21 protein-coding genes and 1 tRNA gene are annotated in these 22298 nt (G+C 73.8%); 8 read left to right on the plus strand and 14 right to left on the minus strand.

The genetic code is table 11. The annotated features are described in order from the left end of the window. Positions 1–205 precede the first annotated feature (205 nt). Positions 206–982 carry an IucA/IucC family C-terminal-domain containing protein gene (locus tag OG617_RS13095; RefSeq protein WP_405103666.1) on the plus strand — a complete coding sequence of 259 codons (777 nt, stop codon included), beginning with the start codon at positions 206–208 and terminating at the stop codon, positions 980–982. Positions 983–1007: 25 nt separating this feature from the next. Here the strand turns inward: OG617_RS13095 and OG617_RS13100 are convergent, their stop codons facing one another. Continuing rightward, positions 1008–2858 carry a hypothetical protein gene (locus OG617_RS13100; RefSeq protein WP_405101661.1) on the minus strand — a complete coding sequence of 617 codons (1851 nt, stop codon included), beginning with the start codon at positions 2856–2858 and terminating at the stop codon, positions 1008–1010. A gap of 211 nt (positions 2859–3069) precedes the next feature. Here OG617_RS13100 and OG617_RS13105 point away from each other — a divergent pair, with 211 nt between their 5' ends. Next, positions 3070–3780, plus strand: a complete 711-nt coding sequence (locus OG617_RS13105) for a class I SAM-dependent methyltransferase (RefSeq protein ID WP_405101663.1) — start codon at positions 3070–3072, stop codon at positions 3778–3780. Between the two features lie 103 nt (positions 3781–3883). Here OG617_RS13105 and OG617_RS13110 read toward each other — a convergent pair whose 3' ends face one another. From OG617_RS13110 to OG617_RS13120, 3 genes are all read right to left on the minus strand, one after another. Beyond that, the gene (locus OG617_RS13110) at positions 3884–4417 is read right to left on the minus strand and encodes a YbhB/YbcL family Raf kinase inhibitor-like protein (protein ID WP_405101665.1); all 534 of its coding nucleotides are present in this window, start codon (positions 4415–4417) and stop codon (positions 3884–3886) included. A 133-nt stretch (positions 4418–4550) separates the two neighbouring features. Beyond that, on the minus strand, positions 4551–5126 hold the full coding sequence (locus OG617_RS13115; RefSeq protein WP_405101667.1) for a hypothetical protein: 576 nt from the start codon (positions 5124–5126) through the stop codon (positions 4551–4553). A 214-nt stretch (positions 5127–5340) separates the two neighbouring features. Next, positions 5341–5427: transfer RNA gene (locus tag OG617_RS13120), tRNA-Ser, on the minus strand. A 391-nt stretch (positions 5428–5818) separates the two neighbouring features. Between OG617_RS13120 and OG617_RS13125 the strand changes: the two genes are divergently transcribed. Further along, a complete protein-coding gene (locus tag OG617_RS13125; RefSeq protein ID WP_405101669.1) occupies positions 5819–6796 on the plus strand; it encodes an NAD(P)H-quinone oxidoreductase in 978 nt (325 codons plus the stop codon). A 10-nt stretch (positions 6797–6806) separates the two neighbouring features. Here OG617_RS13125 and soxR read toward each other — a convergent pair whose 3' ends face one another. After that, positions 6807–7268 carry a redox-sensitive transcriptional activator SoxR gene (soxR, locus tag OG617_RS13130; protein WP_405101671.1) on the minus strand — a complete coding sequence of 154 codons (462 nt, stop codon included), beginning with the start codon at positions 7266–7268 and terminating at the stop codon, positions 6807–6809. Between the two features lie 46 nt (positions 7269–7314). Here soxR and OG617_RS13135 point away from each other — a divergent pair, with 46 nt between their 5' ends. Next, the gene (locus OG617_RS13135) at positions 7315–8028 is read left to right on the plus strand and encodes a transketolase (protein ID WP_405101673.1); all 714 of its coding nucleotides are present in this window, start codon (positions 7315–7317) and stop codon (positions 8026–8028) included. A gap of 8 nt (positions 8029–8036) precedes the next feature. Then, positions 8037–8924, plus strand: coding sequence for a transketolase family protein (locus OG617_RS13140; RefSeq protein ID WP_405103668.1), 888 nt, complete (start codon positions 8037–8039; stop codon positions 8922–8924). A gap of 6 nt (positions 8925–8930) precedes the next feature. Here OG617_RS13140 and OG617_RS13145 read toward each other — a convergent pair whose 3' ends face one another. Further along, positions 8931–9638, minus strand: coding sequence for a glycosyltransferase family 2 protein (locus OG617_RS13145; protein ID WP_405101675.1), 708 nt, complete (start codon positions 9636–9638; stop codon positions 8931–8933). A gap of 124 nt (positions 9639–9762) precedes the next feature. Between OG617_RS13145 and OG617_RS13150 the strand changes: the two genes are divergently transcribed. Next, complete coding sequence (locus tag OG617_RS13150) at positions 9763–11937, plus strand: hypothetical protein (protein ID WP_405101677.1); 2175 nt, start codon at positions 9763–9765, stop codon at positions 11935–11937. 153 nt (positions 11938–12090) lie between these two features. Here the strand turns inward: OG617_RS13150 and OG617_RS13155 are convergent, their stop codons facing one another. The 5 genes from OG617_RS13155 to OG617_RS13175 all read right to left on the minus strand — a co-directional run bounded on the left by OG617_RS13155 (position 12091) and on the right by OG617_RS13175 (position 17825). Then, the gene (locus OG617_RS13155; protein ID WP_405101679.1) at positions 12091–12600 is read right to left on the minus strand and encodes a hypothetical protein; all 510 of its coding nucleotides are present in this window, start codon (positions 12598–12600) and stop codon (positions 12091–12093) included. A 148-nt stretch (positions 12601–12748) separates the two neighbouring features. Continuing rightward, entirely contained in the window at positions 12749–14350 is a 1602-nt protein-coding gene (locus tag OG617_RS13160; RefSeq protein ID WP_405101681.1) for a glycoside hydrolase domain-containing protein, read from the minus strand. 122 nt (positions 14351–14472) lie between these two features. Continuing rightward, positions 14473–15441, minus strand: coding sequence for a DUF2332 domain-containing protein (locus tag OG617_RS13165; RefSeq protein WP_405101683.1), 969 nt, complete (start codon positions 15439–15441; stop codon positions 14473–14475). Between the two features lie 82 nt (positions 15442–15523). Then, on the minus strand, positions 15524–16516 hold the full coding sequence (locus tag OG617_RS13170; RefSeq protein ID WP_405101685.1) for an aminoglycoside phosphotransferase family protein: 993 nt from the start codon (positions 16514–16516) through the stop codon (positions 15524–15526). A gap of 136 nt (positions 16517–16652) precedes the next feature. Next, positions 16653–17825 (minus strand): thiolase family protein, encoded by a 1173-nt coding sequence (locus tag OG617_RS13175; RefSeq protein WP_405101687.1) that lies wholly within the window; start codon positions 17823–17825, stop codon positions 16653–16655. A 115-nt stretch (positions 17826–17940) separates the two neighbouring features. Between OG617_RS13175 and OG617_RS13180 the strand changes: the two genes are divergently transcribed. Continuing rightward, positions 17941–18390, plus strand: coding sequence for a PH domain-containing protein (locus OG617_RS13180; protein ID WP_405101689.1), 450 nt, complete (start codon positions 17941–17943; stop codon positions 18388–18390). 31 nt (positions 18391–18421) lie between these two features. On the opposite strand, the gene OG617_RS13185 is transcribed toward OG617_RS13180, so the two are convergent. Together OG617_RS13185 and OG617_RS13190 are read right to left on the minus strand one after the other, a co-directional pair. Then, entirely contained in the window at positions 18422–19333 is a 912-nt protein-coding gene (locus tag OG617_RS13185; RefSeq protein ID WP_405101691.1) for a rhomboid family intramembrane serine protease, read from the minus strand. Between the two features lie 64 nt (positions 19334–19397). Continuing rightward, on the minus strand, positions 19398–19928 hold the full coding sequence (locus OG617_RS13190; RefSeq protein ID WP_396676792.1) for a peptidylprolyl isomerase: 531 nt from the start codon (positions 19926–19928) through the stop codon (positions 19398–19400). A gap of 84 nt (positions 19929–20012) precedes the next feature. Between OG617_RS13190 and OG617_RS13195 the strand changes: the two genes are divergently transcribed. Continuing rightward, positions 20013–20816, plus strand: coding sequence for a hypothetical protein (locus OG617_RS13195; RefSeq protein WP_405101694.1), 804 nt, complete (start codon positions 20013–20015; stop codon positions 20814–20816). 217 nt (positions 20817–21033) lie between these two features. Here the strand turns inward: OG617_RS13195 and corA are convergent, their stop codons facing one another. After that, on the minus strand, positions 21034–22176 hold the full coding sequence (corA, locus tag OG617_RS13200; protein ID WP_405101696.1) for a magnesium/cobalt transporter CorA: 1143 nt from the start codon (positions 22174–22176) through the stop codon (positions 21034–21036). Positions 22177–22298 lie beyond the last annotated feature (122 nt).

Below are 22298 nucleotides of genomic sequence, written 5' to 3' on the forward strand. Positions count from 1 at the left end.
CTGGCCCGCCCCGCCCGACCGGCGTTTCCCCCGCTCCTGGCCGGGTAGTTCCCCGACACGCCCCCGTGGCAGGGAGCCCGCCGGGGTGACGGACGCCTCCCGGCCGCCGCCGGTCGAGGCTTCCCCTACCCCCGAGGTGTTGGTTAGGCTAGCCTTAGTTGACGGCTCGGAGCGTCGGTCAGGGGGAGATGCGGTGACAGCGGTGATGCCCACGCGGGAGACCGCGACGCCCCTCGCCCCGGTGACCGCGACCCTGCGCGCCATGTTCGGCACCGACGACCTGCCCGGGCTCGCGCCGGGCCTGCTGGTGACCGACGACCGGTTCGGCTGGGCCCCGGCCACCACCCTGGTCGACGGGACCCGGCTGCCCGAGCTGCTGCACGCCGCCACCCTGCGCTGGGGCGGCACCCCGCACGCCTGCGCCGCGCTGGCCTGGAAGGCGTACAGCTACTGGACCGCCCTGCCGGCCGTGCTCGGCTGGGCGGCGGCCCGCCGGGTGCCGCTGCTCGACCCGGCCGACGTGCTGATCCACTTCGAGGACCACCGCCCGCTGGTCACCCTCGGGCTGCGCCGGTCCACCACCGTCGCGGTGCTCCCCGGCGATCCGCTGGCCCTGGCGGGGCTGCCGGAGGTCCGGGTCGTCGCCGACGAGGCCGCGCTGCTGGCCGTGCTCCGCGCCTCGCTGCTCGACGCCCACCTCGCCCCGCTGGTCGCCGCCATCCAGGCGGAGGTCCGCATCGGCACCCGTACGCTGCTCGGCTCCGTCGCCTCCGGCATCGCGCACGGCGTGCTGCAGGCCGCCGACGTGCTGCCCGGCCCCGCGACCCGGCACGTCGAGACCCTGCTGCACGCCCTCGACCTGGCGGATCTGGTCGAGCTGGTGCCCGGCCCGACCGGCGAGCCGACGGTCCAGCGCCGCACCTGCTGCCTGGCCTTCACCCTGCCCAGGCCGAAGGTCTGCCAGGGCTGCTGCCTCCGCTGACGGACTGAACCCGTCGACGGCGGGCTCAGTCCGTCAGCGGGCGGACGTCCCAGACCCAGACCCCGCCGGTGTACGTGGGACGGATGCCGGTCAGCTCGGTCATCCCCTGGCGCAGCGCGTCGGCGTGCTCGTGCGGGCCGAGCAGCACCACCCCGGCCCGCCAGTACCGCAGGTCCTCCAGCGCGGACGCCCGGGTCGGCGCGGTGACCGGCGGGACCTGGCCGGTGCGCCGGATGGTGATGAAGAAGCTGCTGGTGGGGCGCGGCGGGGCGGTGAACAGGGCGATCCGCCCCTCCGGCGCCCGGGGCCGGGTGTCCGGCCCGAGGAAGTAGCCCCGGGCCAGCGGCAGGTCCAGGCGGGTCGCCGCCGACCAGCGCAGCGGATCGGGGTAGTCGGTGTCCGGCAGCGGCAGGGTCACCACGCTGCGCCCGCCGGCCACGTACGGACGCCAGGCGCCGGAGGTGACGAACTCGGGCACCGGGTCGAGGCGTACCGAGGGCAACGGGGTGGGGAACGCGGGAAGCAGCGCCATGGTCAGCATGGTGGCGGTGGCGAAGCGGATCTGCGGGCGGGCGGCCGGGTGCTCCCGGGCCAGCCGGCGGGCCCGTTCCGCACCGAGCGCGAGCAGCACCCCGACGACCGGGACGGTCGCCAGCGCCCACCGGGTGGGCACCACCGAGTGCAGGATCGGCAGGTTCTCCAGGGCCGCCCAGGGCCCGGCGATCCCGGTCGCCCGGCCCTCGAACTGGATCTCCCGGCCGAGGGAGAGCACTGCGAAGAGCAGGCCGACCGCGGCGAGGCCGAGCACCACAGGGCTGCGCCGCAGCCACCACACCAGGGCGCCGACCAGGACGACCAGCGGCCAGCCGAAGAAGCCGTTCTCCTCGGTGGGGTTCTTGACCAGCCTGAGGTTGGCCTTCGGGTCACCGGCGATCGACTCCCGGCCGAACGCGGTGAACGAGGCCAGGTCGGTGCGGTAGCCGCGGATCAGCTCGGACAGGCCCTCGTACGCGCCGGGGCCGAAGAACTGCACGTACAGCGGGTACGCCAGCAGCACCACGGCCAGGGCGGCGGCGACCGCCAGCCCGGCGAGGAACGGCCGGGCCCGCCGGCGCAGCTCGGGCCGGCCCAGGGCCAGCGCGACGACCACCACGCCGAGCCCGATGGCGGTCATCAGCAGGATCTCCAGGTTGATGAAGGCCTGCCAGACGATCACCAGCCCGAGCAGCACGCCGTTGCGCAGCCACCGGCCGCCGTCGGGCAGCCGCAGGGTGCGCCAGACGATCAGGGGCACCACGAACTGGCTGACGATGTTGGGGTGGGCGTTGGCGTGCGAGACCATCGCCGGGGCGAACGCGCAGAACCCGGCCCCGAGCCAGGCCGGGCCCCGGGAGCCGACCAGCACCCGGGAGAGGACGAAGTACCAGGCGGTCGCGGTGGCGATCATGCCGCCGGTGAGGAACACCAGAAAAGCGGTACGCGGCCCGAACAGGACGGTGACCGGCGTCATTGGCAAGGAAATGGATAATACGGACGTGTTGGCCATGAGATTGACGCTGTCCGGCACATTCATCTGGTCCGAGCCGAACGGGTATGCGAAATCGGTCAACACCCGCGCGCCGTGCGCCATCATCCACTCGAAGAGCGCCTGGTCGGATCGGTTGTCCCGGACCCCGTGCGCTGGGTTCACCCAGAACCGGATGGTCACCCAGAGTGCGATCAGCGCGAAGCTGAGCACGGCGAGGACGTCCGTCCAGCGCCCCCGCCTGGACGCCGCGCCCCTGCCCACCCCCTTATCTGACACGTCCGACACCGGGGGTTCGGCCTCGCCGCCCCCGGGCTCGCCGTCGGGGCGGTCCGATTGAGGAGTAGTCATGACAATTCATAGAGTAGTCAGGGTATGGCACTGACGTGACATGTTTCTGGGGACTGGCGTACTATGTGCCGGGTTCGCCGACCGCCGATCTCGTGCCCACCCCCGACCGCAATTCGGCCACCACGGTGCCCCGATTTCCCCACCGTCCGCTTCGGATGGTTCACTCTGTCGGTCCCGGGGCAGGTCGAGTCACACCGTGAGGAATCGACGCATGGCAGAAATCACTGGGGATCAGCGTGTCCAGTCCGAGGTGCTCGAAGGCCTCGCGACGGCGGTCAACCACCGCAGGTGGTTCGTCGAACTGGCCGTCCCGCACCTCGGTGACAACCCGATCGAGATCGGCAGCGGGCTGGGCGACTACGCCCTGGCGTGGGCGGACCACTTCCCCCGGTTCACCGCCACCGAGGCCGACCCGGACCGGCTGGTCGCCCTGAAGGAGCGTCTCGCCGCGCAGCCGAACATCGAGGTCCGGCAGATGCTGCTGCCGCACTCCGAGCGCGGGGACCACAGCGCCGTCGTGTCGTACAACGTGCTGGAGCACATCGAGGACCACGTGGGCGCGCTGGCCAGCATGCGCGACCTGGTCCGGCCGGGCGGCGCCGTGGTGATCATCGTGCCGGCGTTCCAGTTCGCGATGGGCCCCGCCGACATCGCCACCGGCCACGTCCGCCGGTACACGAAGAAGACCCTGGCCGCCGCGATGACCGAGGCCGGCCTGACCGTGGAGAAGATCCACTACGCGAACGCGCTCGGCCTGATCGGCTACTTCATGGCGACCAAGGTCTTCCGGCTGATGCCGAAGGAGGGCCCGATGGTGAAGGTCTACGACACCCTCGTCCTCCCCGCCACCAAGGCGGCGGAGCAACTGGTCCGCCCCCCGTTCGGCCAGTCCGTCTTCGCCGTAGCCCGCGTCCCCTCCTAACCCCCCACCCCACCGACCCCGCGATCTTGCACCTTCGGCCCGGGCAATCCGGGCATGTGCCACGAGACGCAGGCCGCAAGTGCAAGATCGCGGGTCGGGTGGCTCAGTCCTTGACCTGGTACGTGGGGCGGATGACCGCCCGGGCCAGGGTGTGGAAGGCGAGGTTGAAGCCCACGTACGCGGGGGTGGCGTCCGGGCCCACGTCGAGGCGCTCGACATCGACGGCGTGCACGGCGAACACGTACCGGTGCGGGCGGTCTCCGGCCGGCGGGGCCGCGCCGCCGAAACCGGCCGCGCCGTAGTCGCTGCGGACGCTGAACGCGTCGCCCAGGGCGGCCTCGTCGACGCCCCGGGGCAGCTCGGTCACCGAGCCGGGAAGGTCGACCAGCACCCAGTGCCAGAAGCCGCTGCCGGTCGGCGCGTCCGGGTCGAAGCAGGTGACCACGAAGCTCTTCGCCTCGGCGGGAAAGTCCGACCAGGCGAGCTGCGGCGAGACGTTCCCCCCGCCGACGCTGCCGTGGGCGTGCCGGGCGTCCATCGGCTCGCCGTTGTGCACGTCGTCACTGGTCAGGGTGAACGACGCAACGGTCGGCAGCAGCTCGTACGGGTCCGGGGCGATCGGTCGTTCCAGGGACATCAGGGACGGTCCTTCCGGTGAGCGTGGATTTCCTGCGCACCTTCTTACCCCGCCATGCCCCGCCAATCGACCACCGGCACGTCGGATCGGCGCGGAAGGACCTACGGATAGGTGGCCGGCCGGGGAACCAGCCCTACTGGGGAAGGTGGCGATGCTCCCCTGCTTCGACCGGCGTCGTCGTGGCCGATGCCGGCTCGCCAGCGACGTACAACCAGTAGTCGGACCCGGTGGAAAGACCACAGGCCCGCATCCGCTCGGCGACGGCCACGTGGTCGTCCGTCAAGTCCTGAGGACGGCCCGGCCGGTCCTCGGCCGAGGCGGCGGTGTCATCCGACTCCCGGCTCTCATGCCTCGGACGCTCCGGCGTGACCATGCCCGCGGACGCAAACGGTTCCATCAGCACCTGGTACTGCTCGGCCGTCAAGCGGTCGCGCTTCAGCACGCCGCGCGCCGCGATCACCGTGCCGCTGATCGCGCTCGACCACAGCCCAGGCTGGTGGGCATCGAGTTCCTCCATACGCGGCCGGAAGCTCGCAAGCACGGTCCTACGGATCTCGGAGTTCTGGGACGCGGAAACCTTGGCTGCTCTGCTGGCGTCGCGCCCGCCCTGTTGCCACAGATCGAGGGCACGATCGAATACCCGGGCCAACGTCTCAGGAGCAAGGCCGGTGACCTCGCGCATGAACCTCTGCGTCTCGTTGTCGAGCACGGTCACTCTCCTTCGGCTGCCAGCATTCGTCGCGCCGAGCCTAGATCGCGTCGGCGACATGCCCGGCAACCAGTGAGACTGCCCCACCAGCAGTCGACGCGCCCCTGGCCGGCGTTTGCGTGGGGTTGTTCGATAGTCCCCCACCAGCCCCCATCAGCACTCAGCCCCGGCTGCAAAGCCGGGGCTGAGCTGGGCAAAAGTGCCCAACATCGGGCGGAGGGTGTGGGATTCGAACCCACGAAGACATCGCTGCCTTACCGGTTTTCAAGACCAGCGCCATCGGCCACTAGGCGAACCCTCCCGGACCGCGCCCCGCAGGACGCGACCGCTGCCTAGTCTGCCAGAAGCCGGCCGGCGGGTGAGCCGCTGTCCCACCGTGGCTGAACCGGCGACCGGACGCGGGACACCACCGTCATCGTGCTGACCAGCGAATCATGGCCGCCGCCGGGTCCACAGTGGCCCCACTGCCGGCCCGCCGGCTCCCCCGCCCGGTGCCCCGCGCGGCGACCTCTCCCGCCGGAGGATCGTCGACGAAACGGACCGACGACGACATCCAGACCGACCTCGACGCCCGCACCGACCCGTCCCGGACCGGGCTCCGGCCAGGTCACCCCGAAGCAGGCCCCGCAGGAGACGGTGGACGAGATCCGGTCCGGACGTGGGCGGAGAGCAGGATCGGGTAAGACTGGACCATGCATGCGATGACGATCCCGGAGCCCGGCGGACCCGACGCACTCGTCTGGGCGGAGGTGCCCGATCCGGAGCCCGGCCCCGGCGAGGTGGTCGTGCACGTGCGGGCCAGCGCGGTAAACCGGGCCGACCTGCTGCAACGGCAGGGGCACTACCCGCCGCCGCCGGGCGCGCCCGCGTACCCCGGGTTGGAATGCTCGGGGGTTGTCGGCGCGATCGGCCCGGACGTCACCGGGTGGGCGGTCGGCCAGGAGGTCTGCGCGCTGCTGGCCGGCGGCGGGTACGCCGAGCGGGTGGCCGTGCCCGCCGGGCAGCTCCTGCCGGTGCCGGCCGGCGTCGACCTGGTCGAGGCGGCGGCGCTGCCGGAGGTGGCCTGCACGGTCTGGTCGAACGTGGTCCGGCTCGCCGGGCTGGCGAAGGGCGAGACGTTGCTGGTGCATGGCGGGGGCAGCGGGATCGGCACCTTTGCCGTCCAACTCGGCACGGCGCTCGGCGCGACGGTCGTGGTGACCGCCCGGGCTGCCAAGCACGAGCGGCTGCGCGAGCTGGGCGCCACGCACGCGATCGACTACCGGGAGCAGGACTTCGTCGAGGAGGTCCGGCGGGTCACCGACGGCCGGGGCGCGGACGTCATCCTCGACATCATGGGCGCTTCCTACCTGGCCCGGAACGTGGCCGCGCTGGCCACCGGCGGCCGGCTCGTGGTGATCGGCATGCAGGGCGGCCGGAAGGCGGAGCTGGACCTGGGCGCGCTCTTGGCGAAGCGGGCTTCGGTGGCGGCCACCGCGCTGCGGTCCCGGCCGCTGGCGGAGAAGGCGGCGATCGTCGCGGGCGTGCGGGATCAGGTCTGGCCGCTGGTGGCCGCCGGGGCGGTCCGCCCGGTCGTCGACCGGCGGCTGCCGATGCCCGAGGCGGCCGAGGCGCACCGGCTGGTCGAGTCCAACAACCACGTCGGCAAGGTGCTGCTCACCATCGGGTGACCCCGGCTTCTCACCCGGCGGGCGGGGCCTGCTCGGCGGGGGGCAGCATGAGCCGGGCGCCGGGGCCCTCGCCCGACAGCTTGTCCTCCAGGTTGGAGAGGGTGCAGCGCTGCAACGACAGGCAGCCGCAGCCGATGCAGGCGTCCAGGTCGTCGCGGAGCTTGGTCATCAGCCGGATCTTCTCGCTGAGCCGGGCCCGCCACGCGGTCGACAGCTCCGTCCAGTCGGCGGCCGTCGGGGTGCGGGAGGCGGGCAGCGAGTCCAGCGCGTCGCGGATCTCCTCCAGCGAGATGCCGACCTGCTGGGAGATCCGGACGAACGCCACCCGGCGCAGCTCGGTGCGGGCGTACCTCCGCTGGTTGCCGCTGGTGCGGTCGGCCCGGATCAGGCCGAGGCGCTCGTAGTAGCGAAGCGCCGACTGCGCGACGCCGCTGCGCGTGGCAAGCTGGCCGATGGTCAGTGATTCCTGCATCACGTCGCCTTGAGTTGAAGGGGACTTCAACTTGCAGGCTATCGGCATGACCATCATGAGCGCCACCACGCGGGCCCCCGAAGGCGACCCACCCGCACCGCTGGGGTCCCTGCTGGAGCGGGTCCGCGCAGGTCGGGAGTTCGGCCCGAACGTCTACTCGACCCTCGACGTCCTCCGGGTGCTCTACGACCGGGTACTGCGGATCACCCCGGAGACCGTCGACGACCCGGACCGGGACCGGTTCCTGCTCTCCAAGGGGCACGCCGTCGCCGGCTACTACGCCGTGCTGGCCGCGAAGGGCTTCGTGCCCGTCGACTGGCTCGACGACCAGGGCGGCCCGGACAGCCTGCTCGGCGAACACCCGGACCGGCTGCTGGTCCCCGGGGTGGAGATCGGCTCCGGCTCGCTCGGCCACGGCCTCGGCCTGGGCGTGGGCACCGCGCTAGGGCTGCGGGCCCAGGGCCTCGCGACCCCCCGGGTGTACGTCCTGCTCGGCGACGCCGAACTGGACGAGGGGTCCAACCACGAGGCGATCGCGTACGCGGGCGCGGTCCGGCTGGCGAACCTGACCGCCGTGGTGATCGACAACGACTCGGCCAGCCATGGCTGGCGCGGCGGGATCGCGGCCCGGTTCACCGTCAACGGGTGGACCGCCGCGACCGTGGACGGGCGCGACCACGACGCCCTGCACGACGCACTCACCGGGCAGGACGGGAACCGGCCGCACGTGGTCGTCGCGGTCGTCCGGGAAGGAGAGTGACCATGATGATGCGGGACGCCTTCGTCGACACGACCACGGCACTGCTGGCCGAGCAGCCGCGCACCGCGCTGGTGCTCGCCGACATCTCGGCCGCGTCCTTCGCCCCGGCCGCCGGGCGGCACCCCGACCGGGTGCTCAACGTGGGCATCCGGGAGCAGCTGATGATGGGGGTGGCCGGCGGGCTCGCGCTGACCGGGCTGCGGCCGATCGTGCACAGCTACGCCCCGTTCCTCGTCGATCGGGCGTACGAGCAGATCAAGCTGGACCTGGACCACCAGGGCGTGAGCGCTGTGCTGGTCGGCATCGGCGCGTCGTACGACCGGGCCGCCGCCGGGCAGACCCACTGGTCCCCGGCCGACGTCGCGTTGATCGACACCCTGGCCGGCTGGACCGTGCACGTGCCGGGGCACGCCGGCGAGGTGCCCGCCCTGCTGCGCGCTGCGGTGGCCGGCGACGGTCCGGCGTACCTGCGGCTGTCGACGCTGGGCAACGACCGGCCGCGCGGCACGGACGGTTCGCTCGCCGTGGTGCGGGACGCGGGGCCGGGCGCACCGCTGCTGGTGGCGGTCGGGCCGGCGCTGGACGCGGCGGTGACGGCGGTCGCCGATCTGGGGGTGACGGTGGCGTACACCCACCGGCCGCGACCGTTCGACTCGGCCGGGCTGCGGGCCCTGGCGGGGGCCGAGGTGATCCTGGTGGAGCCCTACCTGGCCGGGACGTCCGCCCGGCTGGTCGGTGACGCCCTGGCGGACCGGCCGCACCGGCTGCTGTCGCTCGGCGTGGGCCGGGAGGAGCTGCGGCGGTACGGCTCCGCAGCCGACCACACCCGCTGGCACGGGCTGGACGCGGCGGGCCTGCGCCGGTCGGTCAGCGCCTTCCTCGAAGCGGGGCGCTGACCCGGGTCAGCGCCGCGGGGTGTCGACGGGACGGCGGCGGGTGCGCTCCCGGCCGAGGATCCAGATCGCCTCGACGCCGTCCTTCCAGGTGATCTTCTTGCCCTCCTCGCGGCCCCGCGCCCGGTAGCTGATCGGCACCTCGTACGGGCGGATGCGCCGGCGCAGCAGCTTGCCGGTCACCTCGGCCTCCATGCCGAAGCCCCGGGAGCGGACGTCGAGGGATCGGTAGAGGGCGACCGGCATCAGCTTGAAGCAGGTCTCCAGGTCGCCGATGTACGAGTTGAACAGCACGTTGGCCGCCATGGTGACGCCCTTGTTGCCCATCACGTACCAGAAGCTGTACGCGCTGTGGCTGCCGAAGGTGCGGTTGCCGTAGACCACCGTGGCGCGGCCGTCGAGCACCGGGTCGAGCAGCTTGGGGATGTCCTGCGGGTCGTACTCCAGGTCGGCGTCAAGGATGACCATGTACTCGCCGTCGGCATTGTCGACCGCCGTCTTGATGGCCGCGCCCTTGCCAGCGTTGCGCTGGTGGGTGATCACCCGCAGCCGAGCGTCGTCGGCCCGGCCGAGGATCTCGCCGGTGCCGTCGCGGCTGCCGTCGTCGACCACGACCATCTCGATCTCGCACGGGTAGTCGACCGCCAACGCCTGCTTGAGGGCATCCGCGACGCGTTCTTCCTCGTTGTAGACCGGCATCAGGATCGAGAGCTTCACGGGAATCTCCACGGTGGCGGCGACACGTCGGCCCCAGCCTAGCCTGGCAGGTCAGCGCGACGGGGTGCACCACCGCCGGGCGTCGAGCGCGGCACACCCAGCCAGATGGTGTTTACTTCGCGCCATGTCGGCAGCCGGCTCCCTGCTCGTGGCGGCCCCATTCGCCGCCGTCCTGTCGCTCACCGTGGCGCTGCGGCCCCGCGGGACCGACGCGATCGCCCCGTTGCGCCTGGCAGCGGTCCGGGCCGCCGTGGTCACCGGCGCGTTCGCGGTGCTGGCGGTGGAGCTGCTCGGGGCGCTGCGCCTGCTGACCCTGCCCGCCTTCGCGGTCGCCTGGCTGATCTTCCTCACCGCCGCCGCCGGGGCCGCAGTCTGGCGACGCCGCCGCGACGGCGCGTCGGGGGACCCGGCCGCCGCCGCCCGCGCCGGCCTCGCCCGGCTGGCCGGCCGGTGGCGTACGGCGGGGCGGGGCGAGCGGCTGCTGGCCGGCACGGTCGGCGGGCTGGTCCTGGTGGAGCTGCTGATCGCGCTGCTGGCCGCGCCCAACAACTTCGACTCGCAGACCTACCACCTGCCCAAGGTGGAGCACTGGGTGGCCCAGCGTGGCCTGGAGTTCTGGCCCACCGCGATCCACCGGCAGGTGACAATCCCGCCCGGCGCGGAGTACCTGCTGCTGCACCTGCGGCTGTTCACCGGCGGCGACGCGCTGCACAACCTGGTCCAGTGGGCCGCCGGGGTGGGCTGCCTGCTGGCCGCCGCCCGGATCGCCGCCCAGCTCGGCGGGGGCCGACGGGCCCAGCTACTCACCGCGTTCGTGCTGGCCACCACCCCCATGGTGGCGCTCCAGGCGACCAGCACCCAGACCGACCTGGTCTGCGCCGCCTGGGTGGCCTGCGTGGCGACCCTGGCGGTGGACGGGCTGCGCCGGCGGGCCGGGGCCGGCACGCTGCTGCTGCTCGGCGCGGCGACCGGGCTGACTGCGGTGACGAAGACCAGCGGGCTGATCGGGGTCGGCCCGCTGCTGCTGCTCTGGGGCATCGGCCAGCTCCGGCTGGCGTACCGGGGCGACCCGGGGCGGGCGGCCGGCGGCGCCCTGGGCCGACCGGTGCTGGTCGGGGTCGGTGCGGCCGGCGGTGCGGGGGCGGTCGAGGGCGGAGGCCACCCGGCGGCCACGACCGTGACGCCGCCGCGCGGCGGCGTCACGGGTACCCGGGCGGGACCGTCCCGGGCGGCCGGGGTGGCCCGGACTGCGGCCGGATCACTGCTGGTGCTGCTGGTCGCCCTGGCCGTGGTCGGGCCGTTCCTGGCCCGGGTGCAGGCGGAGTTCGGTCACCCGCTGGGCCCGCCCCGGCTGCGCGAGTCGATCCCGATGGAGCGGCACGACCCGGCGTCTGTCCTGGTGAACGCGCTGCGCATCGGGCACACCGCGCTGGACACGCCGCTCGCCCCGGTCCGCGCCGGCACGGCCGAAGCGATCATGGAGGGGGCCCGCGCGATCGGGGTGGACCCGCAGGACCGGGCCATCACCTTCGGCCGGGAGGTCTTCCCGGTGCCGGCCTGGTACCCGGACGAGGACCGGGTGGCGTTCCCGCTGGCCGGCGCGCTCGCCCTGGTCGGGGCGGTGCTGGCGCTGGCCCGGCCGGCCCGGGTCGCCCCGGGCACGGCCGGGGCGCTGCGGGCGTACGCCGTCGTGGTGGTCGCCGCCGTCCTGCTGCACACGGCGATGATCAAATGGCAGCCGTGGGGGAACCGGCTGCTGCTGTACGCCCTGATCCTCGCGGCCCCGCTGGCCGGCCTGTGGCTGGACGCGCTGTTCCGCCGCCGGCTCGCGCCGGGCCGACGGTCGGTGGCCGCCGGCCTGGCGGCCACGGTGCTGGCCACCTCCGCGCTGGCCGGGGTGCTCGCCCTGTCGTACGGCTTCCCGCGCCGGCTGGTCGGCGCCGGATCGGTCTTCACCACCTCCGAGTGGGACGCCCGCTTCCTGCGCCGGCCGCAGTGGGCGGACGAGTTCCGGGTGGCCGCCGACGCGGTGCGGGCGTCCGGTGCCCGGCGGATCGGGCTGGTGCAGCAGAACGACAACTGGGAATACCCGTGGTGGCTGCTGCTGCGCGACGCCGACGGCCGCCCGCCCGAGCTGGTGGCGCTGGAGTCGGTGCTGCCGGACCGCCCGCCGGCCGCACCCGCCTCGACGGACGCGATCGTCTGCACCGGCAGCCGGGCGGCCTGCGTGAAGCTCGTGCCGACCGGCTGGGCGCTCACCTGGCGGGGCTACGTCGGTTACGCCCTCCCGCCTATCTGATCAGGGCGAGGTGGGCGGTGGCGCCGTCCCGGGCAGCTGCGGAGGTCAGCAGCTCCGCATGCGGCGGGTCGGGTCGACGGTCACCGGCCCATGATTGCCGAACCTCGACGCCCGGGGCGCCCCGGGCCGTGTTCGCATCGGGCAAGGAACCGCTCAGCGGGCCACCACGGGCCGCAACGCGGTGGGACGGGCGGCGGCCGGGGCGTCGCCGATGGTGGCCACGATCCGCTCCCGGGCCGTCCGGAGCCGGGTCCGGAACGCGTGGTGCAGCACGGTGTCGAGCTGCCACACCTGCCTCGGGTGCTGGGGCCGGATGACGAACCGCTCCCGGACGCCGTCGATGGCGGTGGCGGCCAGCTCGACCGCGGGCAGCCGGGGGTCCGGGCTCCACGTGACGTCGCTCAGCTCGCGCAGTTCGGCGTTGAGGTGCAGGCACAGGCGGTGCAGCACCCTGGTCTGCCGGATGACGACGAGGCGCCGGTGGGTCAACAGCAGGAGGTACTCGTCGACCGGGCGTCGCGGCCCGCTGCACCGGGTCACCAGGATGGTGGCGTCGCCCTCGCCGACGCAGCGGCGGAAGATCGGCATGTGCCGGCTGACGGTCTGCGCCGCCAGCCCGGTGTCGGCGGCGGCGGGCAGGAACGTTCGGGAGAAGACGTCCATGCCCTTCCCAACGACGGCAGGCAGCGCCGTGATATGGGTCACGGCCGGCTTGCGGAACTACCACCCGCCGGCGTCGCACCGGCTGTGCGGAATCGGCGGGCCCGGGTGGCCGGTCGGGCACCGGCGGCGGCACCCGACCGGCCGCCGCTCAGAGCAGCGGCTGCATGGCCCCGAAGCCGGAGCCGAGGCGGATCGGCGGCAACCAGGCCGTGCCGTCCCAGACATAGCGGAGCAGGTTGCCCGTCGAGGTCTCCACGGCGACGAGGTCCGGCCGGCCGTCCCGGTCGAAGTCTCCGGTCTGCACCAGGTCCCGCATGCCACCCCAGCCGGAGCCGGCCGTCAGGGGCGCGCCGAGGCCGGCCCCCGCGCCCGGGTAGAGCCGGAGATCGCCGGTGCTGATCTCCCGGGCGAGCAGGTCCGGCCGGCCGTCGCCGGTGAGGTCCGCCCCGCCGGCCAGCTCGTCCACCTCGTTCCAGCCGTCGGCAGCGAGCAGGACCCGGGCGCCGAACGTGCCGCCCCGGCCCGGGTAGAAATAGAGCGCGCCGGTGGCCGTCTGGACCGCCACGATGTCCTGGTTGCCGTCGCCGTCGAGGTCCCCGACCGGGGTGATCTCCTTGAAGGCGTTCCAGCCCGAGCCCACCCTGATCCGGGTGGTGATGCCGGACCCGGTCCCCGGGTAGAGCCACAGGTATCCGGTCGACTTCTCGCGCGCGAGGAGGTCCTCACCGCCGGCCCGGTCGAAGTTCCCGGCCCGCACGATCGCGTCCAGCCCGTTCCAGCCGGCGCTGATGGTCACCCGGCCCCGGAGCGTGGTGCCGTTGCCGCCGTAGACGTGCAGCTGGGTGGTGGACGGCTCCCGGTACGCCACGTCCGCCCAGCCGTTGCCGGTGAAGTCGGCGAAGCCGGTGCTCGGCAGCGGGGCCAGATCGAGGTAGTCACTGTCGATGTTGAGGGTGACCCCGCCCCAGGTCTCATGGTGGTCGCCCTGGTACTGCTTCATCCGCCGCTTCGGCGCCCAGTGCGACTCCGGCAGGCCCGGATCCGTCACCGTGGCCACGCCGTCCCAGCGGGCGAAGTCCAGGTAGTCCGGGCTGGCGTGGGTCGGCTGCCGGTAGGCGTCGACCTGGTCGGTCACGGCGCCGGTGGTCATCTTGCCGTAGAGGCCGGAGAGGTAGCCGTGGTCGTGCAGCCGCATGGTCCAGGCGCTGACGAAGGCGTTGACCGCCGCCGTGCACGCCGCGTCGCCGGTCGGGTACGTCTCCATGTCGTAGAAGACGGTGCTGTCCCGGGCCAGCCCGAGGTCACCGGCCCGGGTCGCCGCGTCGTCCGCCGCCGCGCGGCCCTGGGCCGCCGCCTGCGCCGGGTCGATGGTCCGGCTGTACGTCGAGCACGGCGCCTGGAGACCGACGTACAGCGGGAAGAACCGCCAGCCCGCCGCCGCCTGGGTGGTCACCCACGCCTTCGTCAGGTTGGCCTGCGCGCAGCCCCGGTTGACCCCGCCGATGTAGATCCCGAGCGCCCGGTACGGCGAGGCGAGCCACGCCTTCATGGTGGCGCTCGACGGCGCGGCGCAGGTGTCGAAGCCCTGGCCGGTGAACGCGCCCGGGTGCGGGCCGGTGTAGCCCGCCGCGGCGGCCGGGCCGGTGACCCCGGCGAGGGCGATGCCCGCGCCGAGAACCGTGGCGGCCGTGGCGGCCAGGGCCCGCCGGACGCCGCGCCCGAACGCGGGCGCAGAGAAGCTGTTCGTCACGTGTCCCCGATCTTTCCCCGTGCAGAAAACGAGCCGGCGGGCGGACCCGAACGGTCCTCGCGCAGCGTCGGCACCCCGATTGTTCCGGGCCCCCGACGACTTTGTCGAGTTCGGACGGCGGCTCAGCCGGTGAGCCCATGCAGGGACTGCCCGTGCGGACCGGCCCAGGCGACCGGACGGCCGTCGAGGGAGAGCAGGAAGCGGGTGGCGTCGGCGGGCGGCGGCGCGGCGGTGCCGGCGGGCGCCGGCAGCACCCCGGCCGCCTCGTTGGCGATCCAGTGCCCGGGCAGCCCGGCGACGGTCCGGGTGAACCCGGTGCGGGCCACGGGCGGCACGTACGCCAGGACGGCGCTGTGGAACACCACGAGGGTGGCCTCCGGCGGCGCGGCGGCGGCCAGCGCCGGCAGGTCCGCGAGCAGGTCCCCCCGCCGCAGCAGGGGCGGGTCGGCGCGGGCGACCCGGGCGGCGGCGGTCAGCCGGTCCCGCCGCCCGTGCTGCTCGGGCCAGACCAGGGCGGTGAGCCAGCCCAGGTCGTCCGGGTCGGTGACGTCCAGCGGGTTCAGGTCGAGCCCGGCCCGCCACACCACCTCCGGCACCCGTTCGGGCAGCGCGACGTCACCCGTCACCGCGCAGGTGAGCCGTACCGGGCTCGCGTCCGGGCCGACCAGGTGGTCCTCCGCCCCGGGGCGGACGTAGCGGTACCGGTAGGCATCGGGGTACAGGCAGAGGCCGGCGGACGCGCCGACCTCCAACAGGGCCAGGGGCTGCGGCAGCCGGGCCAGCAGCGGCAGCAGCACGGCGCACCGGGCGGCCTCGTTGGTCTGGGTCCGCCGGGCCCGCACGGTCGCTGCCACCTCGGCCCAGTGGTCGGCCGTCCAGCGCCGGAACGCCGCCGGGTCGTCGACCGGGCCACCGAGGTGGCGTACGGCACCGAAGAGCAGGTTGGGCTGCCGCTTCGGTTCGGGTAGGCCGTCGAGGAGGGCGATCAGCCCGGGGTCAGCGGCGACGGCGAGGGCCAGCCGCTCGTACGTGGGGGACTCGCCCCGGGCCTCGCGCTCGCCGAACGCCCGGTACCACCGTGCCGTGTCCATGCGGGCAGCCTCGCCCGGGGCGCACCGGCGCCGCCATGACGGGTGCCACACTCCCCGCCGCAGCCTGTCCGACCGGTCCCGGCTACAGCATGTCGGGCTCGAACAGCTCGGCGAGCCAGCCGGGGACCGCCTCGGCGTATTCGGCGCGGGCCGGGTCCGGGGTGGACAGGGCCCGCCGCCAGGACAGCGACCGGCTGACCTTGGCCACGGTGACCGCGAGGGCCGCCGCCGCCCGCAGGTCGGCCCGGTCGTGCCGGTCGGTCCAGGCGTCGAGGTACGCGTCCCGCAGCCGGGCCAGCACCGGGTCGCCGGCCGGCAGCTCGAAGGTGCCCGCGACCGAGTTCAGCGTCACCAGGAGGGTGCCGAAGGGATGGGCCAGCGAGGCGTCGCCCCAGTCGAAGACGCGGTGGTCGGCCGCGAAGATGTTGCCGTCGTGCAGGTCGTCGTGCTGCACGACGGCCGGTACGCCGAACGAGGCGAGCCGGCGGCAGCGCGCCTCGAACTCCGGCACGAACGCCCGCAGCCGCTCGTGCGTCTGCGGGGTCAGGCCGTCCGGGGCACCGACGCGCATCGCATCGCGGTCGTCGAGCAGCCCGGCGAGCAGGCCCGGCATCGCCTCCGGGCGGTGGTCCGGCACGCCGAGGGCCAGCAGTTCACCGGCCCGCGGCACGGTCGCGCGCTGAAGCGCGGCGTACCCGGTCAGGACGGGTTCCCAGGCGGCCGGGTCGCGGTCCCGGGCCAGCGCGTCCCGCAGGGTCTCCCCGCCGTCGGGCAGCAGCGTCCAGCCCCGCTCGGCGTCCACCGCCACCGGCTCGGGGACGCGCCCCGGGGAGATCCGGGCCAGCGCGCCGAGCAGTCCCGCCTCGAAGCGGGTGCCGGCGTTGTTGGCCTTGAACCAGTACGGGCCGGCGTCGGTGGGCAGCCGCCAGACCAGCGACCAGGGCCGGAGCCGGGCCTGGACCGGGCCGGTGATCCGGCGGCCGGCCCTGCCGAGGTGGTCGGCAACCCAGGCGTGGGCCAGGTCCTGCCACCGCTGGTCGGACCAGTCGGCGGGCTGCGTCGGAGAGGCGGTCACGGTGGGCAGACTAGGGGCCGCGCCGGCGCGGGGCGAGGAATTTTCCCGCCGCCCAGCCGGGACGGGACGGAAGGCTCCCCGCCCGGTGCCGACCGGGAGGCCCGGTGGGCGGGGAACCTTCGACCGGCGGGGACGGTCAGAGCAACTCGACGATGGTGGCGTTGGCCATGCCGCCGCCCTCGCACATGGTCTGCAGGCCGTAGCGGATGCCGTTGTCCCGCATGTGCTGAAGCATCGTGGTCATGATCCGGGCCCCGGAGGCGCCGAGCGGATGGCCCAGGGCGATCGCGCCCCCGCGCGGGTTCAACCGCTCCGGGTCCGCCTCCGTCTCGGCCAGCCAGGCCAGCGGGACCGGGGCGAACGCCTCGTTCACCTCGTACACGCCGATCTCCTCGATGCCCAGCCCCGCGCGACGCAGCGCCTTCGCGGTGGCCGGGATGGGGGCGGTGAGCATGACGACCGGGTCGTCGGCGGCGACCACGGCGGTGTGCACCCGGGCCAACGGGCGCAGGCCGTGCCGACCGGCCCACTCGGAGGTGGTGACGGCGAGCGCGGCAGCGCCGTCGGAGATCTGGGACGCCGAACCGGCGGTGACCACGCCGTCGGACCGGAACGGGGTCTTCAGCTCGCCGAGCTTCGCCAGCGTGGTGTCCCGGCGGATGCCCTCGTCGGCGGCGAACCTGCCGCCGTCGGGCAGGGCCACCGGTGCCAGCTCGGGATCGAACGCCCCGGCGTCCTGGGCGGCGGCGGCCTTCTCGTGGCTGGCCAGGGCGAACTCGTCGAGTTGGGCGCGGGAGAAGCGCCAGCGGGCGGCGATCAGCTCGGCGCCGACGCCCTGGTTGAACGGCAGCGGGGAGTCTTCGGCGAAGCCCTCGACCCCCCGGTAGCGGTCGCGGATCTGGTCGCTGAACGGTGCGGCGTCGCCGACGCTGGAGCCCATCGGCACCCGGGTCATCGACTCGACGCCGCCGGCCACCACCAGCTCGGCCTGGCCGGACGCGACGGCGGCGGCGGCGAAGTGCAGGGCCTGCTGGCTGGACCCGCACTGCCGGTCCAGCGTGGTGCCGGGCACCGACTCCGGCCAGCCGGCGGCGAGCACGCCGTTGCGGGCGACGTTCCACGACTGCTCGCCGACCTGGGACACGCAGCCCCAGACGACGTCGTCGACCAGCTCGGGGTCGATCCCGGTGCGCTCGGCCAGGGCGCGCAGCACATGGGCCGAGAGGTCGACCGGATGCACGGCGGCCAGGCTGCCCTTGCGCCGCCCGACCGGGGTCCGTACCGCACCGACGATGACCGCGTCACTCATGTTTACTCCCCGGTAACTTGGCGGGCCTCGATACTACGTCCTGTCCCGGCCGGCCGTCCCCCGTTGCGGCCGGTGGGGGCAGGTCGAAGCGGTCCCGGCAGGGCATGCTGTACGCATGCGGCCAGAGCGGAGCCCGGAGTCGTCGGCGGTGCAGCGGCAGTGGCGGGTGCCGGCCTTGGTGCCGGTGGTCAAGCTGATCGGCGCGGCCGCGCTGGTCGGGCTCGGGCTGCTCTTCGCCGAGGGCGACCGGATGCGGCTGGTGCTGGCCGCGGCGGGCGCCGTCGGGCTGGCTGGGTGGGCGGCGCGCGACCTGCTGGTGCCGGTGCGGCTCGCCGTCGACCCGGCGGGGATCACGGTGGTCCGGGGCCTCGCCGGCCGGCGCCGGCTCCCCTGGGACGCCGTCGAGGCCATCACCGTGGACCGTCGATCCCGGATGGGGCTGTCCGCCGAGATCCTGGAGATCGACGCGGGCGACTCGCTGCACCTGTTCGGCCGGTACGACCTGGACGCCCCGCCCGACGAGGTGGCCGAGGCGCTGCGCGCCGCCCACCGCGAAACCCCCTGACGCCACGCTTCGGGCCAGGCCGCGTCGGGGGTCAGCCCGTGAGCATCGCCGTGCGGACGACCGCGAGCCCGATCAGCGCCACCAGCAACAGCCCGGCGCCGACGGCCTGGAACAGCCCGCGCCGGGACCGGGGCGCGTACGCCAGCAGCAGGGCCATCACCCCGCCGGTCACCAGCCCACCGAGGTGGCCGGGGATGGAGATGCCCGGCACGGTCAGGGTGAAGACCAGGTTGATCACCAGGACCGGGAGCACCGAGGAGATGTCCCGACCCATCCGGCGTTCGATCACGATCAACGCGGCGAACAGGCCGAAGACCGCGGTGGACGCCCCGGCCGTGGTGGTGTTCTCGGCGCTGAACAGGTAGGCGGCCACGTTCCCGCCGAGCCCGGCGACCAGGTAGAGGGAGAGGAAGCGCAGCGGCCCGAGGTTGGCCTCCAGCGACCGGCCGAGCACCCACAGCGCCCACATGTTCAGCAGCAGGTGGATCACGCCGTAGTGCAGGAACATCGCGGTGACCAGCCGGTACCACTCGCCCTGGGCGATCCCGTGCACGCTGCCGTCGGCGAAGAGGGCCTGGCCGAGCACCGAGCCCCAGTCGGTCAGCGGCGTGCTGCCGCCCATCAGGCCGCCGAAGCCGGAGCCGCCCGCCACCGCGTCCCCGCCCCGGTCGGAGGCGATGGACAGGACCATGAGCAGCACGTTCAGCGCGATCAGAATCTTCGTGACGTAGCCGTAGCGGCCGACGGTACCGCCGCCGAAGGCGGTACGCGTCGGCCGCACGCTACGGCGTCCCTCGCCCACGCACTCGGGGCACTGGTGCCCGACCGAGGCGTCCCGCATGCAGTCCGGGCAGATCGGCCGGTCACAGCGGGTGCACCGGACGTACGTCTCCCGGCCGGGGTGCCGGTAACAGACCGGGGTGGTCGGTGGGGACTCACTCACGGCCGCTGCCTCCCGGTGCCGGCGGGGCGCTCAGTCATGCGAGCAAAGGTACATCGCGTCCCGGTCAGGCCGGGGGGCGCTCGATCTCGACCCGCTCGATGACCACGTCGGAGAGCGGGCGGTCACTCGGGCCGGTCGGGGTGCTGGCGATCGAGTCGACGACCTTCACCGACGCCTCGTCGGCCACCTGGCCGAAGATGGTGTGCCGGTGGGTCAGGTGCGAGGTCGGCGCGACGGTGATGAAGAACTGCGAGCCGTTGGTGCCCGGTCCGGCGTTCGCCATGGCGAGCAGGTAGGGCCGGTCGAAGCTCAGCTCGGGGTGAAACTCGTCACCGAACTTGTAGCCCGGGCCACCACGACCGGTGCCGGTCGGGTCGCCCATCTGGATCATGAAGCCGCTGATCACCCGGTGCGAGATCGTGCCGTCGTAGTACGGCCCGCTGCCCGGCTGACCCGTACGCGGGTCGGTGTATTCCTTGTTGCCCTCGGCCAGGTCCACGAAGTTGCGGACCGTCTTCGGAGCGTGATTGGGGAAGAGCTCCAGCCGGATCGGGCCAGCGTTGGTGTGCAAGGTGGCGTAGAGAGCGTCGGCCACGGGTACTCCTCACTCGTTGGTCAGTTCCATGCGGATCCTCCCATGTGCCCGATCTGGCAGTGCGGAGGCATCCGAAGGTGGAGGATGACGAAGGAACAACTCCCAGGAGGTGGGACCGTGTTTGGAATCGGGCGACGCAAGACCCAGGGGCAGCTGGCCAAGGTCGAGCTGAACCAGGGCATCGGTCACCTGAGGCAGGCCGCCACTCACGCCGCGAAGGGTGCCGGCGCCACGGTCGGCCCGCGGGTCCAGGCTGCCCGGGGCGCAGTCGCGCCGACCGCCCTGGTGGTGCGGGACCGGGCGTCGAGCGGTGTCGCGTCGACGGTCGCGGCCCTCGCGCCGCTGGCCCTGGCCGTCCGCAACGCGCAGGCCGAGGCCGCCGGCAAGGCCGTCGCCGGCAAGAAGGCCGCCGCCGGGCGGCAGGCCGCGCTGAGCAAGAAGGTCAAGGCGAAGAACCTGAAGGTCACGCGGAAGAAGCAGAAGAAGTCGTCGCGCGGGATGATGGCCGGCCTGCTGGCCGCCGGCACCGTCGCCGGCCTGGCCGGCGCGATGGCCATGCGCCGCCGCCGGGAGCAGCAGGAGTGGACCGAGTACGCCCCGGCCCGCACCCTGGAGCCGGCGCGCGACGAGGTGGACACCCTGGTCGTGGAGACCCCCTCGGCGAACGGCGCGAAGGTGACCGACTCGTCCACCATGTCCGGCAGCTCGGCGGTGGCCGGCGGCGACAGCGCCTCCACCAGCACCCTCGGCACCCAGCCGGTGATCCACCCGAACGACAAGGTGCCCTCGGTCGCCGAGGGCGCCCGGGACGTCTCCGGCCGGCCGGCCGACGACCTCACCACGGCCCTCGGCAAGGAGAACACCGCGCGGTCCGGCGGCCGTCGCTGACCCTCGTGCCATCGCCCGCGGCGCGGAGACGACCCCGTCGTCCCGCGCCTCGGGCGTTCCGGGCCCTCCGGACGCCTGGCCACGCAGCCGGGCCAGGCCGGCAGGCCGGGCCGGGTGACGGGTGGTGTCGACGGGCGTCGGGCGGTGTCTACGGGCCTCGGGTGACGGGCGCCGGGCGGTGTCGACGGGCGTCGGGGGACGGGCGTCGGGCGTCGGCTCAGAGCCAGCCGTTGCGGCGGAACCAGCGGTACAGGGCCAGCGAGACGACCAGCATCAGCGCGAGCACGACCGGGTAGCCGTACGTCATCTTCAGCTCCGGCATGTTCGCGAAGTTCATGCCGTAGATGCCGGCGATCGCGGTCCAGACCGCGGCGATGCCGGCCCACGCAGCGATCTTGCGCATGTCGTTGTTCTGGTCGACCGTGACCTGGGCCAGCCGCGCCTGGAGGATCGAGTTGAGCAGGTCGTCGTACGAGTTGACCTGTTCGACGGTGCGGCTCAGGTGGTCCTGCACGTCCCGGAAGTAGCGCCGCACCTCCTGCGGGACCTCCCGGTTGACCTGGGCGGTGAGGGTCATCAACGGCCGTTGCAGCGGCGCCACCGCCCGCTTGAACTCGACCAGCTCCCGCTTCATCTGGTAGATCCGCTGGATCCGGCCGCTGCTCTGCCGGTCGAAGACGTCGGCCTCCAGCACGTCCAGGTCGTCCTCCAACCGGTCGGCCACCTCCAGGTAGAGGTCGACCACCCGGTCGGTGATCGCGTACGCGACGGCCCAGGGGCCGTGCTCCAGCAGCTCGTGCCTGGCCTCCAGGTCGGCGCGGACCGGAGCGAGCCGGCAGGCGTCCCCGTGTCGGACGCTGATCACGAAGTTCGGGCCGATGAACAGCATCACCTGCCCGGTCTCGACGACCTCCGAGTTCTCGGTCAGCTCGTCGTGCTCGCAGTACCGGGCGGTGCGCAGCACCAGGAAGGTGACCTCGCCGAAGCGTTCGAGCTTGGGCCGCTGCTGGGCCTTGACCGCGTCCTCGACGGCCAGCTCGTGCAGGCCGAAGGTATCGGCGATCGCGGACATCTCGGCCAGGTCGGGCTCGTGCAGGCCGACCCAGACGAACCCGCGCTCGCGGCGGGCCGTGGCCAGCGCCTCCGCGTAGTGCCGCTCACCGGGCTGCCGCCTGCCGTCGACGTAGAGCCCGCAGTCCATCACCGCGCTGCGCCCCGGCCCGACCGGCTCGGGGGCTCGCTGGCTGTCGTCGGCGTTGAGGATCCGGGTCATCGCCCGCACCGGGGCCCAGGCCCGTGGCTTGATCGCCCGCCCGCCGTCCGGCGACGTGGCCCGGCTCCGCTCCGCCCGGTCTGACATGGCGACCCCCTCCCCACGCTGTCGCGGCAGCCGCATGCCGTCGCGGGTTGCAGGGTACGCCCGCGCCCGGCGCGGACCGGCCGGCGTCGGCCGCCGCCTCAGCGGGTGGCCGCCAGGTGCCC

Origin of the sequence: Micromonospora sp. NBC_01412, from assembly GCF_045040215.1 — a bacterium.
Lineage (GTDB): Bacteria > Actinomycetota > Actinomycetes > Mycobacteriales > Micromonosporaceae > Micromonospora > Micromonospora rubida.

What these genes read in the sequence shown, in the direction of transcription:
- OG617_RS13095 (WP_405103666.1), top strand. Translation starts at nt 206, where the DNA reads ATGCCCACGCGGGAGACCGCGACGCCCCTCGCCCCGGTGACCGCGACC.
- OG617_RS13100 (WP_405101661.1), bottom strand. Translation starts at nt 2,858, where the DNA reads ATGACTACTCCTCAATCGGACCGCCCCGACGGCGAGCCCGGGGGCGGC.
- OG617_RS13105 (WP_405101663.1), top strand. Translation starts at nt 3,070, where the DNA reads ATGGCAGAAATCACTGGGGATCAGCGTGTCCAGTCCGAGGTGCTCGAA.
- OG617_RS13110 (WP_405101665.1), bottom strand. Translation starts at nt 4,417, where the DNA reads ATGTCCCTGGAACGACCGATCGCCCCGGACCCGTACGAGCTGCTGCCG.
- OG617_RS13125 (WP_405101669.1), top strand. Translation starts at nt 5,819, where the DNA reads ATGCATGCGATGACGATCCCGGAGCCCGGCGGACCCGACGCACTCGTC.
- soxR (WP_405101671.1), bottom strand. Translation starts at nt 7,268, where the DNA reads ATGCAGGAATCACTGACCATCGGCCAGCTTGCCACGCGCAGCGGCGTC.
- OG617_RS13135 (WP_405101673.1), top strand. Translation starts at nt 7,315, where the DNA reads ATGACCATCATGAGCGCCACCACGCGGGCCCCCGAAGGCGACCCACCC.
- OG617_RS13140 (WP_405103668.1), top strand. Translation starts at nt 8,037, where the DNA reads ATGCGGGACGCCTTCGTCGACACGACCACGGCACTGCTGGCCGAGCAG.
- OG617_RS13150 (WP_405101677.1), top strand. Translation starts at nt 9,763, where the DNA reads ATGTCGGCAGCCGGCTCCCTGCTCGTGGCGGCCCCATTCGCCGCCGTC.
- OG617_RS13155 (WP_405101679.1), bottom strand. Translation starts at nt 12,600, where the DNA reads ATGGACGTCTTCTCCCGAACGTTCCTGCCCGCCGCCGCCGACACCGGG.
- OG617_RS13165 (WP_405101683.1), bottom strand. Translation starts at nt 15,441, where the DNA reads ATGGACACGGCACGGTGGTACCGGGCGTTCGGCGAGCGCGAGGCCCGG.
- OG617_RS13175 (WP_405101687.1), bottom strand. Translation starts at nt 17,825, where the DNA reads ATGAGTGACGCGGTCATCGTCGGTGCGGTACGGACCCCGGTCGGGCGG.
- OG617_RS13180 (WP_405101689.1), top strand. Translation starts at nt 17,941, where the DNA reads ATGCGGCCAGAGCGGAGCCCGGAGTCGTCGGCGGTGCAGCGGCAGTGG.
- OG617_RS13195 (WP_405101694.1), top strand. Translation starts at nt 20,013, where the DNA reads ATGACGAAGGAACAACTCCCAGGAGGTGGGACCGTGTTTGGAATCGGG.
- corA (WP_405101696.1), bottom strand. Translation starts at nt 22,176, where the DNA reads ATGTCAGACCGGGCGGAGCGGAGCCGGGCCACGTCGCCGGACGGCGGG.